This is a genomic window from Pelagibius sp. (assembly GCF_028289705.1).
Lineage (GTDB): Bacteria > Pseudomonadota > Alphaproteobacteria > Kiloniellales > Kiloniellaceae > Pelagibius.
In genome coordinates, this window is sequence record NZ_JANQOI010000041.1 from 1 (window position 1) to 14,583 (window position 14,583).

General features: G+C 65.8%; 16 protein-coding genes and 1 pseudogene. 6 read left to right on the forward strand and 11 right to left on the reverse strand.

Features of this window, described 5'->3' with window-relative positions; translation table 11 throughout:
* Nucleotides 1-221 (reverse strand): annotated as a pseudogene (locus tag Q0996_RS05455) (hypothetical protein); the annotation flags it as partial.
* A 764-nt stretch (nucleotides 222-985) separates the two neighbouring features.
* Here Q0996_RS05455 and Q0996_RS05460 point away from each other — a divergent pair.
* Nucleotides 986-1,294 carry a hypothetical protein gene (locus Q0996_RS05460; protein ID WP_299616741.1) on the forward strand — a complete coding sequence of 103 codons (309 nt, stop codon included), beginning with the start codon at nucleotides 986-988 and terminating at the stop codon, nucleotides 1,292-1,294.
* Between the two features lie 137 nt (nucleotides 1,295-1,431).
* On the opposite strand, the gene Q0996_RS05465 is transcribed toward Q0996_RS05460, so the two are convergent.
* Nucleotides 1,432-1,836, reverse strand: a complete 405-nt coding sequence (locus Q0996_RS05465) for a bacteriohemerythrin (RefSeq protein WP_299616742.1) — start codon at nucleotides 1,834-1,836, stop codon at nucleotides 1,432-1,434.
* Nucleotides 1,837-2,430: 594 nt separating this feature from the next.
* On the opposite strand from Q0996_RS05465, the gene Q0996_RS05470 reads away from it, so the two are divergent.
* Nucleotides 2,431-3,435 carry an aldo/keto reductase gene (locus tag Q0996_RS05470; RefSeq protein ID WP_299616743.1) on the forward strand — a complete coding sequence of 335 codons (1,005 nt, stop codon included), beginning with the start codon at nucleotides 2,431-2,433 and terminating at the stop codon, nucleotides 3,433-3,435.
* A gap of 241 nt (nucleotides 3,436-3,676) precedes the next feature.
* On the opposite strand, the gene Q0996_RS05475 is transcribed toward Q0996_RS05470, so the two are convergent.
* The 3 genes from Q0996_RS05475 to Q0996_RS05485 form a co-directional block, all read right to left on the reverse strand.
* Complete coding sequence (locus tag Q0996_RS05475) at nucleotides 3,677-4,108, reverse strand: DUF1801 domain-containing protein (protein ID WP_299616744.1); 432 nt, start codon at nucleotides 4,106-4,108, stop codon at nucleotides 3,677-3,679.
* Between the two features lie 297 nt (nucleotides 4,109-4,405).
* Nucleotides 4,406-5,368: a sigma-70 family RNA polymerase sigma factor gene (locus tag Q0996_RS05480; RefSeq protein WP_299616745.1), complete on the reverse strand. Its 963-nt coding sequence runs from the start codon at nucleotides 5,366-5,368 to the stop codon at nucleotides 4,406-4,408.
* Between the two features lie 151 nt (nucleotides 5,369-5,519).
* Entirely contained in the window at nucleotides 5,520-6,005 is a 486-nt protein-coding gene (locus tag Q0996_RS05485; protein ID WP_299616746.1) for a carboxymuconolactone decarboxylase family protein, read from the reverse strand.
* 288 nt (nucleotides 6,006-6,293) lie between these two features.
* Between Q0996_RS05485 and Q0996_RS05490 the strand changes: the two genes are divergently transcribed.
* The gene (locus Q0996_RS05490) at nucleotides 6,294-6,623 is read left to right on the forward strand and encodes a hypothetical protein (RefSeq protein WP_299616747.1); all 330 of its coding nucleotides are present in this window, start codon (nucleotides 6,294-6,296) and stop codon (nucleotides 6,621-6,623) included.
* 19 nt (nucleotides 6,624-6,642) lie between these two features.
* On the opposite strand, the gene Q0996_RS05495 is transcribed toward Q0996_RS05490, so the two are convergent.
* The 6 genes from Q0996_RS05495 to Q0996_RS05520 all read right to left on the reverse strand — a co-directional run bounded on the left by Q0996_RS05495 (nucleotide 6,643) and on the right by Q0996_RS05520 (nucleotide 11,904).
* Nucleotides 6,643-7,116, reverse strand: a complete 474-nt coding sequence (locus Q0996_RS05495; RefSeq protein ID WP_299616748.1) for a GNAT family N-acetyltransferase — start codon at nucleotides 7,114-7,116, stop codon at nucleotides 6,643-6,645.
* A gap of 4 nt (nucleotides 7,117-7,120) precedes the next feature.
* Nucleotides 7,121-7,609: a GFA family protein gene (locus Q0996_RS05500; RefSeq protein WP_299616749.1), complete on the reverse strand. Its 489-nt coding sequence runs from the start codon at nucleotides 7,607-7,609 to the stop codon at nucleotides 7,121-7,123.
* 452 nt (nucleotides 7,610-8,061) lie between these two features.
* Nucleotides 8,062-9,108, reverse strand: a complete 1,047-nt coding sequence (locus Q0996_RS05505; RefSeq protein WP_299616750.1) for a TRAP transporter substrate-binding protein — start codon at nucleotides 9,106-9,108, stop codon at nucleotides 8,062-8,064.
* Between the two features lie 134 nt (nucleotides 9,109-9,242).
* Nucleotides 9,243-10,565, reverse strand: coding sequence for a TRAP transporter large permease subunit (locus Q0996_RS05510; RefSeq protein ID WP_299616751.1), 1,323 nt, complete (start codon nucleotides 10,563-10,565; stop codon nucleotides 9,243-9,245).
* The gene (locus Q0996_RS05515; protein ID WP_322096642.1) at nucleotides 10,565-11,074 is read right to left on the reverse strand and encodes a TRAP transporter small permease subunit; all 510 of its coding nucleotides are present in this window, start codon (nucleotides 11,072-11,074) and stop codon (nucleotides 10,565-10,567) included. Before Q0996_RS05515 ends, Q0996_RS05510 begins: the two co-directional genes overlap by 1 nt.
* Nucleotides 11,071-11,904, reverse strand: a complete 834-nt coding sequence (locus Q0996_RS05520; protein WP_322096643.1) for an N-formylglutamate amidohydrolase — start codon at nucleotides 11,902-11,904, stop codon at nucleotides 11,071-11,073. The genes Q0996_RS05515 and Q0996_RS05520 overlap by 4 nt, the downstream gene beginning before the upstream one ends.
* A 143-nt stretch (nucleotides 11,905-12,047) precedes the next feature.
* Between Q0996_RS05520 and Q0996_RS05525 the strand changes: the two genes are divergently transcribed.
* The 3 genes from Q0996_RS05525 to Q0996_RS05535 all read left to right on the forward strand — a co-directional run.
* The gene (locus tag Q0996_RS05525) at nucleotides 12,048-12,923 is read left to right on the forward strand and encodes a MurR/RpiR family transcriptional regulator (protein WP_299616753.1); all 876 of its coding nucleotides are present in this window, start codon (nucleotides 12,048-12,050) and stop codon (nucleotides 12,921-12,923) included.
* A 216-nt stretch (nucleotides 12,924-13,139) separates the two neighbouring features.
* Nucleotides 13,140-14,285 (forward strand): efflux RND transporter periplasmic adaptor subunit, encoded by a 1,146-nt coding sequence (locus Q0996_RS05530; protein ID WP_299616754.1) that lies wholly within the window; start codon nucleotides 13,140-13,142, stop codon nucleotides 14,283-14,285.
* A 53-nt stretch (nucleotides 14,286-14,338) separates the two neighbouring features.
* On the forward strand, nucleotides 14,339-14,583 hold a 245-nt coding region (locus Q0996_RS05535), incomplete at its 3' end, for an efflux RND transporter permease subunit (protein WP_299616755.1).

Here is a 14,583-nt window from a genome sequence, read left to right on the forward strand (position 1 = left end):
CGCTCGCCCTCGATCTCGTGCAGCGCCCCCAGGGGCAGCCCGCCGCCGGGCAGCGCCCCATCCAGCGCCGCCAGCCCCAGGGGCAGCACCGGCCGGGGACTCGTCCCAGGGCCGGATGCAGGCCCCGATCCAAGGTCAGGCCCGCCATGCACCCCGGCCTCGATCCGCCGCACCTGCGCCCGCAAGGCCGCCAGCCCCGCCCGCCGGCCCTCCCGCCGCACCCGAGCCGTCTCCGGCAGCCCGGTTGGAATCCTGGGCGGAGCTCCGGCCACGGGCCCAGCCAGAGGCACGGCCGAGCCGGCGCCCCCAATGGGAGGCCCGCCAGAACCGGCGGTCCAGGGGCGCGGAAGCCCGCCGCCCCTCCGGTCCCCCGCGGACAAGAGAGAAGACATGGAAGACCCTTCAACCTAAAGGAATTGCTAGTGTTTGTTCACTTTTTGTTCTACATTCCTCTAGGCAAAGAGTCAAGGTTGGGGGGTGGCTGGGATGGCTGTAATTACCCCGTGCTTCGGGTGCAAACGAGCGCACAAATCAACAATCCAAAAAAGCTTGTTCAGATACAGCAACGAACATAAGCGCACTGCACTCGGCCTTCCGAAATGTGCCAAAACCAGAAAATGCCGCTGCAAGCGATCAAATCCGCTTTGAGCCCAATTTCGACGATGGCTGTGCTGCATCGGATCACCGAGGTGGGCGCGCAGCGGTCGCTGATCAAGAAGCTGTGGGACCGCAGCTTTGGGCCGACTTCGGCTAGTATCGCTGATCGCCCAAAGGCTACTATGTCAGCAAACCAAAGGCGGATAGGTCACTACATCAAGTTATGACTTCTCTAGAGCAAAAAATCTCGGACCCAGACTCGATGATGTTCTCTGCTCGCGCTCTGCAGGAACTTGTGAGATCGTTTAGAAACCGCGCTGATCCTTCCTCAAACGCCCTCCTCTTTCAGGGACAGTTCATCGCTGCCCCAGTACTCTTAACTTTCGCAATGGAACTGGCCCTCAAAGCTTGGTGGGCCAAGGAGAACAAGGATAGTGATGTACCGAAAACACACGATCTTCTGAAATTGTTCGACGGACTGAACAAAGATGCGCGGACCCGCCTTGAGAGTGCACATCCAGAGGTCCCACACCCTCTACGAGGCTTTCCGCCCATTCGTCCAGGATTGCGATCGATGCTGGGTTCCAACAATACCGCGTTCGTCGAATGGCGATACCTCCATGAGCGTTCCAGTGCCAGGTTTCCAGACGGGCAGTTCGACGAAGCGCTGTCGTCGGTGATTGGAGAGTTCGATTGACGGCAAGATAATCGCTACTGGTTCGAATGCTTGGTTCGGGTCAAAAGCTGATAGGCGCAAAGCGCGAATTACTGTCAGCTAACAAGAGAAATCGGACCTACTGCGCTGTTGTGTTCAGCTTTAGTAAAATAGGCCCCTCACCCCACGCCCCGTCCCTCCAGATAGCCGCCGAGGTGTTTGTCGCTTTCGATGATGTGGCTGATCAGCCAGCGCTTGAGGAAGGCGGTGATTTCCGGGCCGATGGCGCTGCCGGCGCGGTGCTCGTCGCGGAACTGGCGGATCTCCTCCAAGAGGGCCTCGTGCACCCGGGCGTGGTGCGCGGCCTCGGGATAGTGCTCGCGCGCCATGATCGCCTCCTCGCGGCGGAAGTGGGCCTCGGTGCGCACGATGAGTTCGTCGAGCTTCAGGGCGACCGCGCCGTGCCCGGCGCCCTCCGCCACCTCGGCATCGAGGGCGTTCAGAATCTCGATGAGCGCGCGGTGGTCGGAATCCAGGTCCTCGACGCCAATACTCAGGTTCGGGCTCCAGTGGACGGCGGACATCGGCTTGCCTTTCTCGTGGCCGGCGGCAGGGCGGAAGGGTCCAGCCTACAGGCGGCGCGGCCTAGGCGATTTGATGCGTGTCAAGGGGCCGTGGCGCGCCGACATTCCTCTTGCCTCTTCGGATCGTGGGCCCTCTGGATCGTGGGCCGGTGTTCCCCCCTCACCTTCCCGCTTCGCGGGCCCCTCCCTCTCCCGCGGGGGGAGAGGAGAACAATGTCGAAGCCGCCGCGATCAAACCCTCTCCCCGCCGTGGGAGAGGGTTGCGAAGCCTTGGCGAGCGTAGCGAGCCTAGGCGGAGCTGGGTGAGGGGGGATGGCGGCGGGCGCGGTATTCCCGTCACCTTCCGGATCGTAGGGCGGTGATCCCCCCCTCACCTTCCCGCTTCGCGGGCCCCTCCCTCTCCCGCCGGGGGAGAGGGAAAGCAAAAGAACCCTCTCCCCGCCGTGGGAGAGGGTTGCGAAGCCTTGGCGAGCGTAGCGAGCCTAGGCGGAGCTGGGTGAGGGGGAACCAACATCGCCCTCGCGCCGGGGCCGGCTTTTCCCCTATCCTCCCGGCCGAGCCGCAACGGCCGGACAGCAGGGGAGCCTTTCACACATGCAGCAGCGTCAACTCGGGCCCGGGGGGCCGGCGGTCTCGGCGGTGGGGATCGGGGCCATGTCCTTCGCCGGCTTCTACGGGCCGGCGACGGAAGAGGAGTCCCACGCCGTGCTGGCCGCCGCCCTCGATCTCGGCATCGACCACATCGACACGGCGAACGTCTACGGCATGGGCCTGTCGGAGCGCATCGTCGGCAGCTTCCTCGCCAGGCAGGGCAAGGCGCGGGAGGGGCGGTTCCGCCTCGCTACCAAGGCCGGCATCACCCGCGACGCCGAGGGCCGCCGCGGCTTCGATAACTCGGCAGAGCACCTGACGGCGGAGCTGGACGCGAGCCTCCAGCGCCTCGGCGTCGAGGCGGTGGACCTCTACTACGTCCACCGCCGCGACCAGTCGATACCTATCGAGGAGGTGGCAGGCACGCTGGCCGGCTTCGTCGCCGCCGGCAAGATCCACAGCTTCGGCTTCTCGGAGATCGCGCCTGCGTCGCTGCGGCGCGCGGCGCTGGAACATCCGGTGGCCGCGGTGCAGTCGGAATACTCGCTGCAGACCCGCTCGCCGGAGCTGGGGCTGGTGCAGTCCTGCGAGGCGTTGGGCGCCAGCCTGGTGGCCTTCTCCCCCGTCGGCCGCGGCCTTCTGACCGACAGCCCGCCGACGGCGGAGGCCATCGCCGCCTCCAGCTTCTTGAGCGTGAACCCGCGCTTTGCCGAGCCCGCCAACTACGCCGCCAACCTGAAGATCACCGAGGGCTACCGCAAGCTGGCGGCGGAGCTGGGCACAACGGCTGCGGCGCTTGCCATCGCCTGGCTGCTGTACCGCAGCCCCACCGTCATCGCCATCCCCGGCACCCGCTCGGTCGACCACCTGAAGGAGCTGGCCGCCGGCGCCGCCCTCAAACTCAGCGCAGCCGACCTCGACCGTATCGAGCATACGCTCCCTGCAGGCTGGACCCACGGTGACCGCTACGCAGAGGCCCAGTGGATCGGCCCGGAGCGCTACTGCTGAGGGCTTTGATCCTTTCGACCCAGCGGCACGAGAACGCCCCCCTCACCCTCCCGCTCACGCGGGCCCCTCCCTCTCCCGCGCTGGGGAGAGGGAAAGCTAAAGACCCTCTCCCCTGGTGGGAGAGGGTTGCGCAGGCTTGGGTGAGGCAATCAGCCGAACCCTAGCCGAAGCTGGGTGAGGGGGAGTTGACATCGCCGCGCTTTGACAGCCGCGGCGTTGCACGTCTCAGCAGCGCCCTGCGTCACCGCCGGCGTGCGCGGTGGTAGGTCAGGGCGCTGCGGATCAGCAGTCTCAGTTTTTCCCGCGGCAGGGCGGTGCCGTCGTCGAACAGGACCGCGCGGTTGCCGTCATAGACGAATTCGTCGGGAAAGAGGCTCCGGAAGTCGGCGATGATCGTGGTCTGACAGTGGGCGTAGAGGGCGAAGCCGCCCTGCTTGGGAATGCCGAGGCGGATCGTCGAGCCGGATTTCGTTTCCGGCGTCAGGTAGGCGGGCTGGCCCCACTTCAGGGTTTCCTCCACAGCGCCGACGCCGGGCGTCGCCGCGGCGGTCTCGAAGATCAGGCCGCGCAGCCGCAAGAGCCCGCGGCGCGCCGGCGTCGGGAAGGCGGCGAACCTGGCTTCGACGTCCCGGTCTCTGAACGGCGGTCTGGCGTCGGTCACGGTTTCGATCATGATCTCGGTCTGGGCCTTCTTTTACGCCAAGACCGTCAGAGCATCGACCCAGAAGCGCCTGCGTTCGAAGGCGCCGCTCGGCGGCATGAGGTTCCCCCTCACCCTCCCACTGCGTGGGCCCCTCCCTCTCCCGCCAGGGGAGAAGGGAAAAAGGTGATCGCCCCAGAGAAACTCTCTCCCACGCTGCGGAAAGGGGTCTTTTTGGTTCCCCCTCTCCCCTGGTGGGAGAGGGCCTGCCTACGCGAAGCCGAAGCGGCTTCGCTTCGGCGAAGGCAGGTCGGGGTGAGGGGGAACGCGCTAGTGGATCGCGGGGACGCCAACCCCTGCAGTCCCCTCGCCCGCCACATTCAGGCGGGCCAGCTTATCGGGGTTGCGCATGATGTAGATGGCGCGGGCACGGCCGGCGGGGTCGTAGGCGAAGGTGACGCTGGCCACCGTGCGGCCCGCCTCGGTGATCAGGAAGCCGCGCGTCCCGTTCAACTCCGCAGGATGCCAAGCAAAGCCGGCCCAGAAGCTGTGCAGGCCCTTGCCCAGGAAGGCAAGCACGGCAGCGCGCCCCTCGAGCACCTTTCGCAGCGCCTTCACCTTGCCGCCGCTGTCGGTGCTGAGGCGGATGTCGTCGGCCAGCAGCACCGCGAGCTCCGCCGTGGTGCCGCCGCAGACCGCTTCCTGGAAGGCGGCGAGCAGCCGGTCCTGCTGGGCGGCGGGGGTCTGGTGGCGCAGCTCGGCCTTCTCGATATGGGCCTTGGCGCGGGAGACCAGCTTGCGGCAGGCGGCCTCGCTCAACTCGAGAGTGCCGGCGATCTCCGCATAAGGCTGTTCAAAGACGTCATGCAGCAGATAGGCCGCACGCTCCTTGGGGGTCAGGCGCTCCAACATCAAGAGGAAGGCGGTGGTGAGGGACTGGGCGAGTTCCAGCTTGCCCTCGGCCTCGTTCTCCACCGACGCATGAACCGGTTCCGGCAGCCAGGCACCGACGTAGCTGGTCCGCGCGCGGTGGCCGGCGCGCAGCAGGTCGAGGCACCGCCGGGTGCAGGCCGTCGTCAGCCAGGCGGCGGGATTGTCGATCTCCACCCGCCCGGTCCCAGCCGAATTGACGCCAGCCCATTTCACGCCGGCCCATTTCACAAAGGTGTCCTGCACCGCGTCTTCGGCGTCGGCCAGCGAACCGAGAATGCGGTAGGCAAGGCCCAGCAGCCGGGGCCGCGCCTCTTCGAAGATCTGTATGTGATCGGGGTCCTGGATCGTGCCTTTGCTCATGACTCTATTGTGCAGCATTGCGGGCTCCGGATGGGGTTCGTTTGTTGGCGGCGCCAGCCCGCTCCCCGGCCCGGCCACCCACCGGGATAACCGAATTGGGTGGCCGGGAGGGGCGTGCGGGCTGGAACCGGTTCGACGGCAGTCGAAAGCCCTAATGCCGCGAAATGTTGATGCGGTTCCAGAGGTTGATCATGGCCACGGTGGCGGTGAGCGCACCGATCTCTTCCTCGGAAAAGTGGTTGCGCAGGCGCGCCCTCAGGGCGCGGCGGTCGGCCGCCGGGTCGAGGGTCGTCAGCGCCTCGGTCCAGGCAAGGGCCGCCTGCTCCGCCGGGCTGAAATGGTCCACCTGATCCCAAACGATGACACGGTCCAGACGCTCGCCGCTCTCCCCGTCCTCCCGCGCCTCGCGGCTGTGCATTTCCACGCAGAAGCCGCAGCGGTTGATCTGGGAGGCGCGGAGCTGCACGAGATGGTGGATCGTCCGGCTCAGGCCATAGCGGTCAATGGCCCCGTGGACCCGCAGAAAGGCCTTGAGCACTTCGGGCACGGCCGTCTCGTAATCCGGCGCCCTGGTCCGCTCCGCGGCCATGCTTTGGGTTTCGGTCAGGACTTTCTCCAGGGTGTTGGTCTCGTTCATGGCTGTTTCGTCTTTCTCAGTTATGGGTCCGTTACTCCCTAGACGAACGGCACAGCAGCTTTGTGACATCGCCGGCAAAAAAAGACGTGCGTTTGCGCTTCGGAGCACCCTCCGGTTGCGGCGGCACTCTCGTCGCGCTGCAACGATGGACGCTGGCCTGGACGTCAGGGCGAGGCAGAAGCCCCTGTCACGCCCCGGCCACAACCTCGAGCGATTTTCGTCATCAAACCGTAACCTCCAAAGGCGAAGCTGACCGGCAGGCGAGCACGCTCTTGGGAGGGTTTCCGCATGAACGACACGGAATTTCTGGACGTCATCGAAGCCGAACTGAGGCACCGCTTTCTGCCGCCTTTCGGCGGCAAGGAGTTCTTCAACAACGATCTTTTCGACTTCGTTTTGGACAAGGCGGGCGAGGACCTCAGCTATCTCGACAAGGAGGCGCGGCTGATTCGCGACCAGATCCGCAAGTACTACGACATGCCGGAGTACGACTCCAAGATGCGCATCGACAACCGCAAGCCGGCCATCAAATTCAAGTGGTACACGCCCACCGACTGCCGCAAGATCACCATCACCCGAGGCAAGATCCGCGCCCGCAGGATGACGTGCGACGAGTAGGGCCAGCGCTGGCGGGGCCTCAGGTTCCACCATTTCCCGCCCGCTCCCAGCGGTAGCGGACGTCCGGCGTCTTTTCCTCGTTGTGGGCGCCGTCGGTGAAGCGGATCGGGCGAAAGCCCCGCGCCTCATAGAACCGCCGCGCCTTGTGATTGGCCTGGAAACACCAGAGCTCCAGCGCCGCCACGCCGCAGCCCTTGGCGTGTTCCAGCAGCAGCGAGCCGGCGCCCCGGCCGATCCAATCGGGATGGGCGTGCAGCAGCCGGATTTCCTCGTCCTGGCGCGCCAGAAAGGCGACGACCGTTCCCTCGGCCTCGGCCAGGGTGACGGCGCAGTCCTTCAGGATCACGGTGGCGATGAACCGGCGGTCCTCTTCCGGCGTGTGCAGCACCGGCAGGAAGTCCAGCAGACGGAAGGACGGCGTGAAGACCCTGGCAATGGCCTCCGCATCCACCGCCGTCGCGGCTCTCAGCGTGAAGGGTGACAGCGCCGGCAAGCGGTCACGCGCTCTTGATCGCCGCGCGATAGCGCGCCTGGCTTTCGGCCGGCCAGATCTCTTGCGCCCGATAGTATCCGGGAAAGGCGGGCACGCCTTCGGGCAGCGTGACCCAGGGCTGTTTGGAGTCGGTGTAGATGTGGACGTCGGGGGCGACACGATCCGGCGCGTCGAGCGTTCCGACGCGCAGGAAGCTGATGGCCGCGCCGGCCCCGGCATAGTGGCTCCAAAGCGCGACGCGGCAAGTGGGACAGCGGGCGATCTGCTGGCCCCTGCCGCTTTCCGAAGGTGTCGGCACGAACTCCGGCGCGCCTTTCAGGACTTCCACCTCTGTGGCTTCGATCAGAGCGTTCAGCACGAAGGCCGAACCGGTCTCCCGCTGGCACCAGCGGCAGTGGCAGCAATGCACGAACAAGGGTTCGGCCGTCATGCGGTAGCGTACCGCCCCGCAGGCACAGCCGCCTTCCAGGAGATGCGCATTCCCTTCGGTCATCGAGGTTCCCTAGCAACTGCTCAGCCTTGGCAAGTATGACAGTTTGCGCCCGCCACATCACGCGGCGCGCGATCCCCCTCACCCCGACCCTCTCCCACGCTGGGGAGAGGGATCAAAAACAAACCCTCTCCCCTGGCGGGAGAGGGCTGCGCAGCCTTGGTGAGCGTAGCGAGGTTAGGCGAAGCTGGGTGAGGGGGACGGCGGCGGAGCGGGATGGCGCACGTCCTCCGGCTTGCATGGGGCGGTGATCCCCCCTCACCTTCCCGCTTCGCGGGCCCCTTCCTCTCCCGCCGGGGGAGAGGAGAAAAAAGTCGAAGCCGCCTCGATCAATCCCTCGCCCCTCGCGGGAGAGGGTTGCGCAGCCTTGGTGAGCGTAGCGAACCTAGCCGGAGCTGGGTGAGGGGGAGGCGGTGGCCGCCTCCCTCCTCCGTCGCATTTTGCCCGCTCCCGGGTCAGCCGTAGCGGTAGGGCCGGCCGGCTTTTTCCATGATGGCGTTGTAGTCCTTGAAGATCTGGACCACCTTGGCCTTAGTTTCGGATTCCGCGGCGATCTCGTCCCAGAACTTGACCGCGGCGGCCTCGACGGTCGCCCACTCCTCGTCGGGGATCGAGGTCAGCTCCATCTTGGTGCCCTGGGTGCGCAGATGCGCCTCGCCGCCCCAATACCACCACTGACGGTAATAGTGCGAGCTGTCCATGGTCAGCTTGAGCAGCTCCTTCAGGCGGTCGGGCAGCTCGTTGTAGCGGTCCATGTTGGCGAAGAAGGAGCCCGCCCAGGCGCCGGAGATGTTGTTGGTGAGGAAGTAGTTGGTCACGTCGGCCCAACCCACCGTGTAGTCCTCGGTGATGCCCGACCAGGCGATGCCGTCCAGCTCGCCGGTCTGCACGGCGACCTCGATGTCTTCCCAGGGCAGGGTCACGGGGACGACACCGAACTGGCTGAGGAAGCGGCCCGCCGTCGGGAAGGTGAAGACCCGCTTGCCCTTCATGTCCTCCAGGCTGCGAATCGGGTCCTTGGTGGCGAAGTGGCAGGGGTCCCAGGCGCCGGCCGAGAGCCACTTCACGCCGACCTTGGAATACTCCGCGTCCCAGATCTCGCCCAGGCCGTACTGGTTGAACAGCACCGGCACGTCGAGGGAATAGCGCGAGGCGAAGGGGAAGTAGCCGCCGAAGACCGTGACCTCGGTCGGCGAGGCCATGGAATCGTCGTCGGACTGCACGGCGTCGATGGTGCCCTTCTGCATCGCCCGGAACAGCTCACCGGTCGGCACGAGCTGGTCGGCGAAGAACAGCTCGATCTCCATCTCGTCGCCGGCGACCTTGTTGAAGGAGTCGATGGCCGGCTTGATGACGTGCTCGGCCAGCGCCGGCCCGGCATAGGTCTGCATGCGCCACCTGATCTTCGACTGCGCGTGAACGGCGGGCGCGGCCAGCGCGGAGGCACCGGCGGCAACGCCGGCGGCACCGGCGCCCTTCAAGAACTTGCGTCTGTTGGTCATGTCCAGGTCTCCCTTCTTATGGTTCGGACCAGCCACTGTCAGCCGAGCCCCCTGTCAAAAACGGTACCGTCACTCTGCACTCCGCCGGACGCTCGCCGGGCCCTCGGGACTCCCGCGCTGCGTCCGGCTCCCCGCTACTTGCCGTAGACGTAGTTCGGCAGCCACAGGGCAATATCCTCGAACGCCATCACCAGCCCCAAGGCGATGATCATCACCCCGACAAAGGGGACGATGGAACTGTAGATGTCCTTCAGGCTGATCTCCGGCGGCGCCATGGCGCGCATGAGAAAGAGGTTGTAGCCGAAGGGCGGCGTCATGTAGGCGATCTGCGTGGTGATCGTGTAGAGCACGCCGTACCAGATGAGATCGAAGCCCAGGGCGCCGACCAAAGGCACGTAGAGCGGCGCGACGATCACCAGCATCGCGGTGTCGTCCAGAAAGGTCCCCATCAGCAGGAAGGAAAGCTGCATCAGGATCAGGATCATCCAGGGATCGAGGCCGAGCTGCTCGGTGAAGAGGTTGTCGATCGCCCTGACCGCGCCCAGGCCGTCGAAGACCGCGCCGAAGCCCAGCGCCGCGAGGATGATCCACATGAACATGCAGGAGATCGCCAGGGTCTGGCGGACCGATACCTCGAAGACCTGCTTGGTCATCCGCCCTTTCAGGACCGCCGCGAAGAAGGCGGTCATGGCGCCGATGGCCGAGCTCTCGACCAGCGAGGTCCAGCCGTTGACGAAGGGCACCATCATGCTGGCGAAGATGATCACCGGCAGCAGGCCGGCGCGCAGCAGCCGCAGTTTCTCGGCCAGAGGAACGTTGCGTTCCTCCTTCGGCAGCGCGGGCCCGAGTTCCGGCTGCAGGCGGCAGCGGATCACGATGTAGAGGACGAAGAGGCCCGCCATCATCAGGCCGGGCAGGACGCCGGCCAGCCAGAGCTGGCCCACCGGCTGCCGGGCGATCATGGCATAGAGCACCAGCACCACCGAGGGCGGGACCAGGATTCCCAGCGACGATCCGGCCTGCACCACCCCGGTCACCATGCGCTTGTCATAGCCGCGCCGCAGCAGCTCCGGCAGGGCGATGGTCGCACCGATGGCCATGCCCGCCACCGACAGCCCGTTCATCGCCGAAATCAGCACCATCAGCAGAATCGTGCCGATGGCCAGGCCGCCGCGGACCGGCCCGAACCAGACGTGGAACATCTTGTAGAGGTCGTCGGCGATCTTGGATTCCGACAGGACATAACCCATGAAGATGAACATCGGCAGGGTCAGCAGCGGGTACCACTTCATCAGCTTCATGGCCGAGGAGAAGGCGATGTCGCCGCCGCCGGTGCCCCAGAGCAGCAGCGCCGCCGCCGCGCCGACGAAACCGATGGCGCCGAACACCCGCTGACCGGTCATCAGCATGAGCATCATCGTCGAGAACATGACGATGGCGATCACCTCATGGGACATCAGATCGATACCCCGCGAATGCGCGCCACGTCCTTGAAGAACTCGGAAAGCGCCTGCAGAATCATCAGGCAGATGCTGAAACACATGGTGACCTTGATCGGCCAGAGCACCGGCCGCCACGCGGTGCTGCTGCGTTCCCCGTAGAGCAGCGAATAGGAGGTGCTCTCCCAGCCGCCATAGAGCAGAACCCCGAGATAGAAGATCAACAGGAACACCGTGAAGGCATCGAACCAAGCCTTCCTGCGGTCCGACCAGCTGCCGTAGAAAAGATCCATCCTGACGTTGGAGCCGAGTTGGATCGAATAGGGTCCGCCCAGCATGTAGTAGGCCACCATGAGGAACTGGGCCACCTCCAGCGTCCACAGCGAGGGCAGGAAGAAGGTCTTCGAAACCGAAGACCACAGCAGGACCCCGATCATGACGAAGATCACGTACATCGTGATCCTGCCGATCACGCGGTTCATCGAATCGACATAGCGGACGTAGGCCTTCAGCGCGTTCGGCATCATCCGATACTCCGCCTGGGCCCGGCACCGGCGGCTGGAGCGCCGAGCTCGCCAAGGGCTTGGCCGATGCAGTCCGCCAGCCAGTCGCCCATCGCTTGCTGGGCGGGTGCATCGGCGATCAGATCGTTGCGGATCTCGATCATCACGTTCAGCAGGCCGCGCGGCAGGGCCTGCTCCACCAGCGTGTGAGTGACCCCGTCGGCGGGACCGTAGGGTTCGTTCAGGCGAACCGCCAGGTCGTCCGTCCGCCGCGCCGTCACCGCCAACAGTGCCTCGGCGAGCCGGCTGTCGGCATCGCAGAGAATGCCGACATCGACGGCGCGCCGCCGGCCCTCATAGACCGGCGTGAAGGAATGCACCGTCACCAGGACCGGAACGCTGTCGCCCTCCTGACGCGCGTCGAGCGCTTCGGCAACCGCCCGGCGAAAGGGCTCGTAGACCTGCTCGACCCGCGCCCTGCGCTCAGCCTCGGTCAGGCCGCGGTTGCCCGGGATTTCGTGGATCTCGCTGATTTCGGGGATCGCCGAGTCCGCCTGCGGCGGCCGGTTGCAGTCGTAGACCAGGCGGGAGACGCGCTGGGCGATCAGCCGCGCGTCCAGGGCTGCCGAGAGCGCCTTGGCCACCGGCAGCGCACCCGGGTCCCAGGCGATGTGACTCTCCCGGAGGTCCGGGCCGAGACCCAGATCGGCGAACACCGGAGGAATGGTGTTGGAGGCGTGTTCGCAGACCAGCAGAACGCGGCCCTGGCCCGCGGGATTGATGTCGTCGACGACCCCGCCTTCGACCAACGGGCGGTGCGAAGCCTCTCCTGCCGCCTGCACGCTCGCCGCCAAGAACGCCCCCAGTTGCTTTTCTTTGGACCCCATCCTTTCAGACCCGGATTTCCTGTCAAGGCGGATTCTGAAAAATTCTCTTCACCGCGAACGTTTCTGGCGTATCTTCTTCAGAACGACGAGAGGACAGACAAGCCGGCGGCATGAGCAAGCGTCAGGATCTGACAGTGGCCGAAACGATCCGCGGCAGGTTCGAGTCCCTCACACGGGCCGAACGGCAGCTCGCCAACGCCATGCTGGCCAACTATCCGGTCTCCGGCCTCGGCAGCATCACCGCGGTTTCGGAAAGTGCCGGCGTCTCCTCCCCCACGGTGGTCCGCATGGCCAAGAAGCTCGGCTTCGCCGGCTTCCCGGAACTGCAGGCGGCGCTGCGGGCCGAGGTCGAGGCCACCATTTCCAACCCCATCGCCAAGCACGACCGCTGGGCCGAGGGCGCGCCGGACACCCACATCCTGAACCGCTTCGCCGACGCGGCGATGGAAAACATGCGCCAGACCCTGAAGCAGATCAGCCCGGAGGACTTCAACGCCGTCGCCGACCTGCTGGCCGACCGGGACCGTGCCGTCCATGTGGTCGGCGGGCGCATCACCCGCTCCCTGGCCGACTACTTCTTCACCCACATGCAGGTGATCCGCGAGGGCATGACCCTGATCGCCTCCAACGCCAACGCCTGGCCGCACTATGTCCTGAACATGAACGCCGGGGACCTGCTGGTCGCCTTCGATATCCGGCGCTACGAGCGCGACATTCTGCGCCTCGCGGAAATGGCCAAGGCGCGCGGCGTGATCGTCATCCTGTTCACCGACCAGTGGGGCTCACCCGCCGCCAAGCAGGCGAGCCACAGCTTTCACGCCCGCATCGAGGCGCCTTCGGCCTGGGATTCCTCGGTGGTCACCCTGTTCATCGTCGAGGCGCTGATCGCCGCGGTACAGACCGAGACCTGGTCGGAGACCAAGGACCGCATGAAATCCCTGGAAGCGCTCTTCGACCAGACCAGGCTGTTCCGCAAGTTCGTCTAGAGTCGTTCATGCTTTGACAGCACCGGCGCGCTCCCCCTCACGCCCAACCCAGGGGCGAGTTTTCTAGTCAATGCGCTTAGCCGATTGATCGAGGCTTGTAATTTCTTACAGCTGTCTTAATTGACGTCTACACTGGTGGGGAAAGGGGACATCCGGACACGCTGCCCTGTTTCGGCATTGCCGATCTCCAACCGTTCATTTCGGCGAGCCATGATCATGCTTCGAGTTATTCTTCCCCTCGCGGCCGCGGCGGCGTTGGCTGCCTGCGATCAGTCGGAGCAGGCGGCGGAAGCCCGCGCGGTCCCGCCACCGCCGCCGGTGGTCACGGTCGCCCAGCCGCTGGTCAAGCAGATCGTCGAGGACGACGAGTTCGTCGGGCGTTTTCAGGCGGTTGACGAGGTCCAGGTCAGCGCCCGCGTCGGCGGCTATCTGGACGAAATCCACTTCGAGGACGGCGCCATCGTCGAACGCGGGCAGCTGCTCTTCACCATCGACCAGCGGCCCTTCCGCGCCACCCTGAAACAGGCCGACGCCGCCCTGCAGGTGGCCGAGGCGCATCTGGACTTCGCCGAGAAGGAACTGGCCCGCGCCGAGGAGCTGGTGCAGCGCGGCAACATCTCGCGCAGCGTGGTCGACGAACGGCGCCAGGAGTTCATCACCGCCCAGGCGGAGGTTGCCGGGGCCCTTGCTTCCCAGGAGGCCGCGGCACTGGATCTGGAGTACACGGAAATCCGCGCGCCCTTCGCCGGGCGCATCGGCCGCGACCTGCTCTCCATCGGCAATCTGGTGCGCGCCAACGAGACGATCCTGACCACCATCGTCTCCCTCGACCCGATCTACTTCTACTTCGACATCAACGAGCGCTACTACCTGGCCTATGCCCGCGACGCCCGGGCCCGCGGCGTTGTCCTGCAGGAGGGCGGCGGCGGCCTGCCGGTGACCGTGACCCTGGGCGACGACGTCGAGGCGACGCGCCAGGGCGTGCTCGATTTCTCGGAGAACCGCCTGGACGCCGAATCCGGCACGATGCGGGTGCGCGCGGTCTTTCCGAACGGCGATCTGGTGCTGCAGCCCGGGCTCTTCGGGCGGGTGAACGTGCCCGGCTCGCTGCCCTACACCGGGATTCTGATTCCCGACGAAGCCATCACCGCCGACCAGAACAAGCGCATCGTCTATGTGGTGGACCAGGAGGGCATGGTCTCCACAAAGGAGGTGCGCCCCGGGCCCCGGATCGAGGGCTACCGGGTGATCCGCAACGGCCTGATCGGCTACGAGCAGATCGTGGTCGAGGGCCTGATGCGCGTGCGCCCCGGGATCACCGTGACGCCCGAGGTCACCGAGCTGGCATCGGGCAACCAGTAAACCGAACCTGAGTCGCTGCTGGCCGGAACCGGCTGAGGGGATACATCGCAGCCATGAGATTTGCGCACTTCTTCGTCGCGCGGCCCATCTTCGCCTCCGTGGTGTCGATCATCACGGTGATCCTGGGCATGGTGGCCTACACCCAGCTTCCGGTCTCCCAGTATCCGGAGATCGCGCCACCCTCCATCGTCGTACGGGCCAACTATCCCGGCGCCGACGCGGAGACCGTCGCCGCCACCGTGGCCACGCCGCTGGAGCAGGAGATCAACGGCGTGGAAGGCATGCTCTACATGTCGTC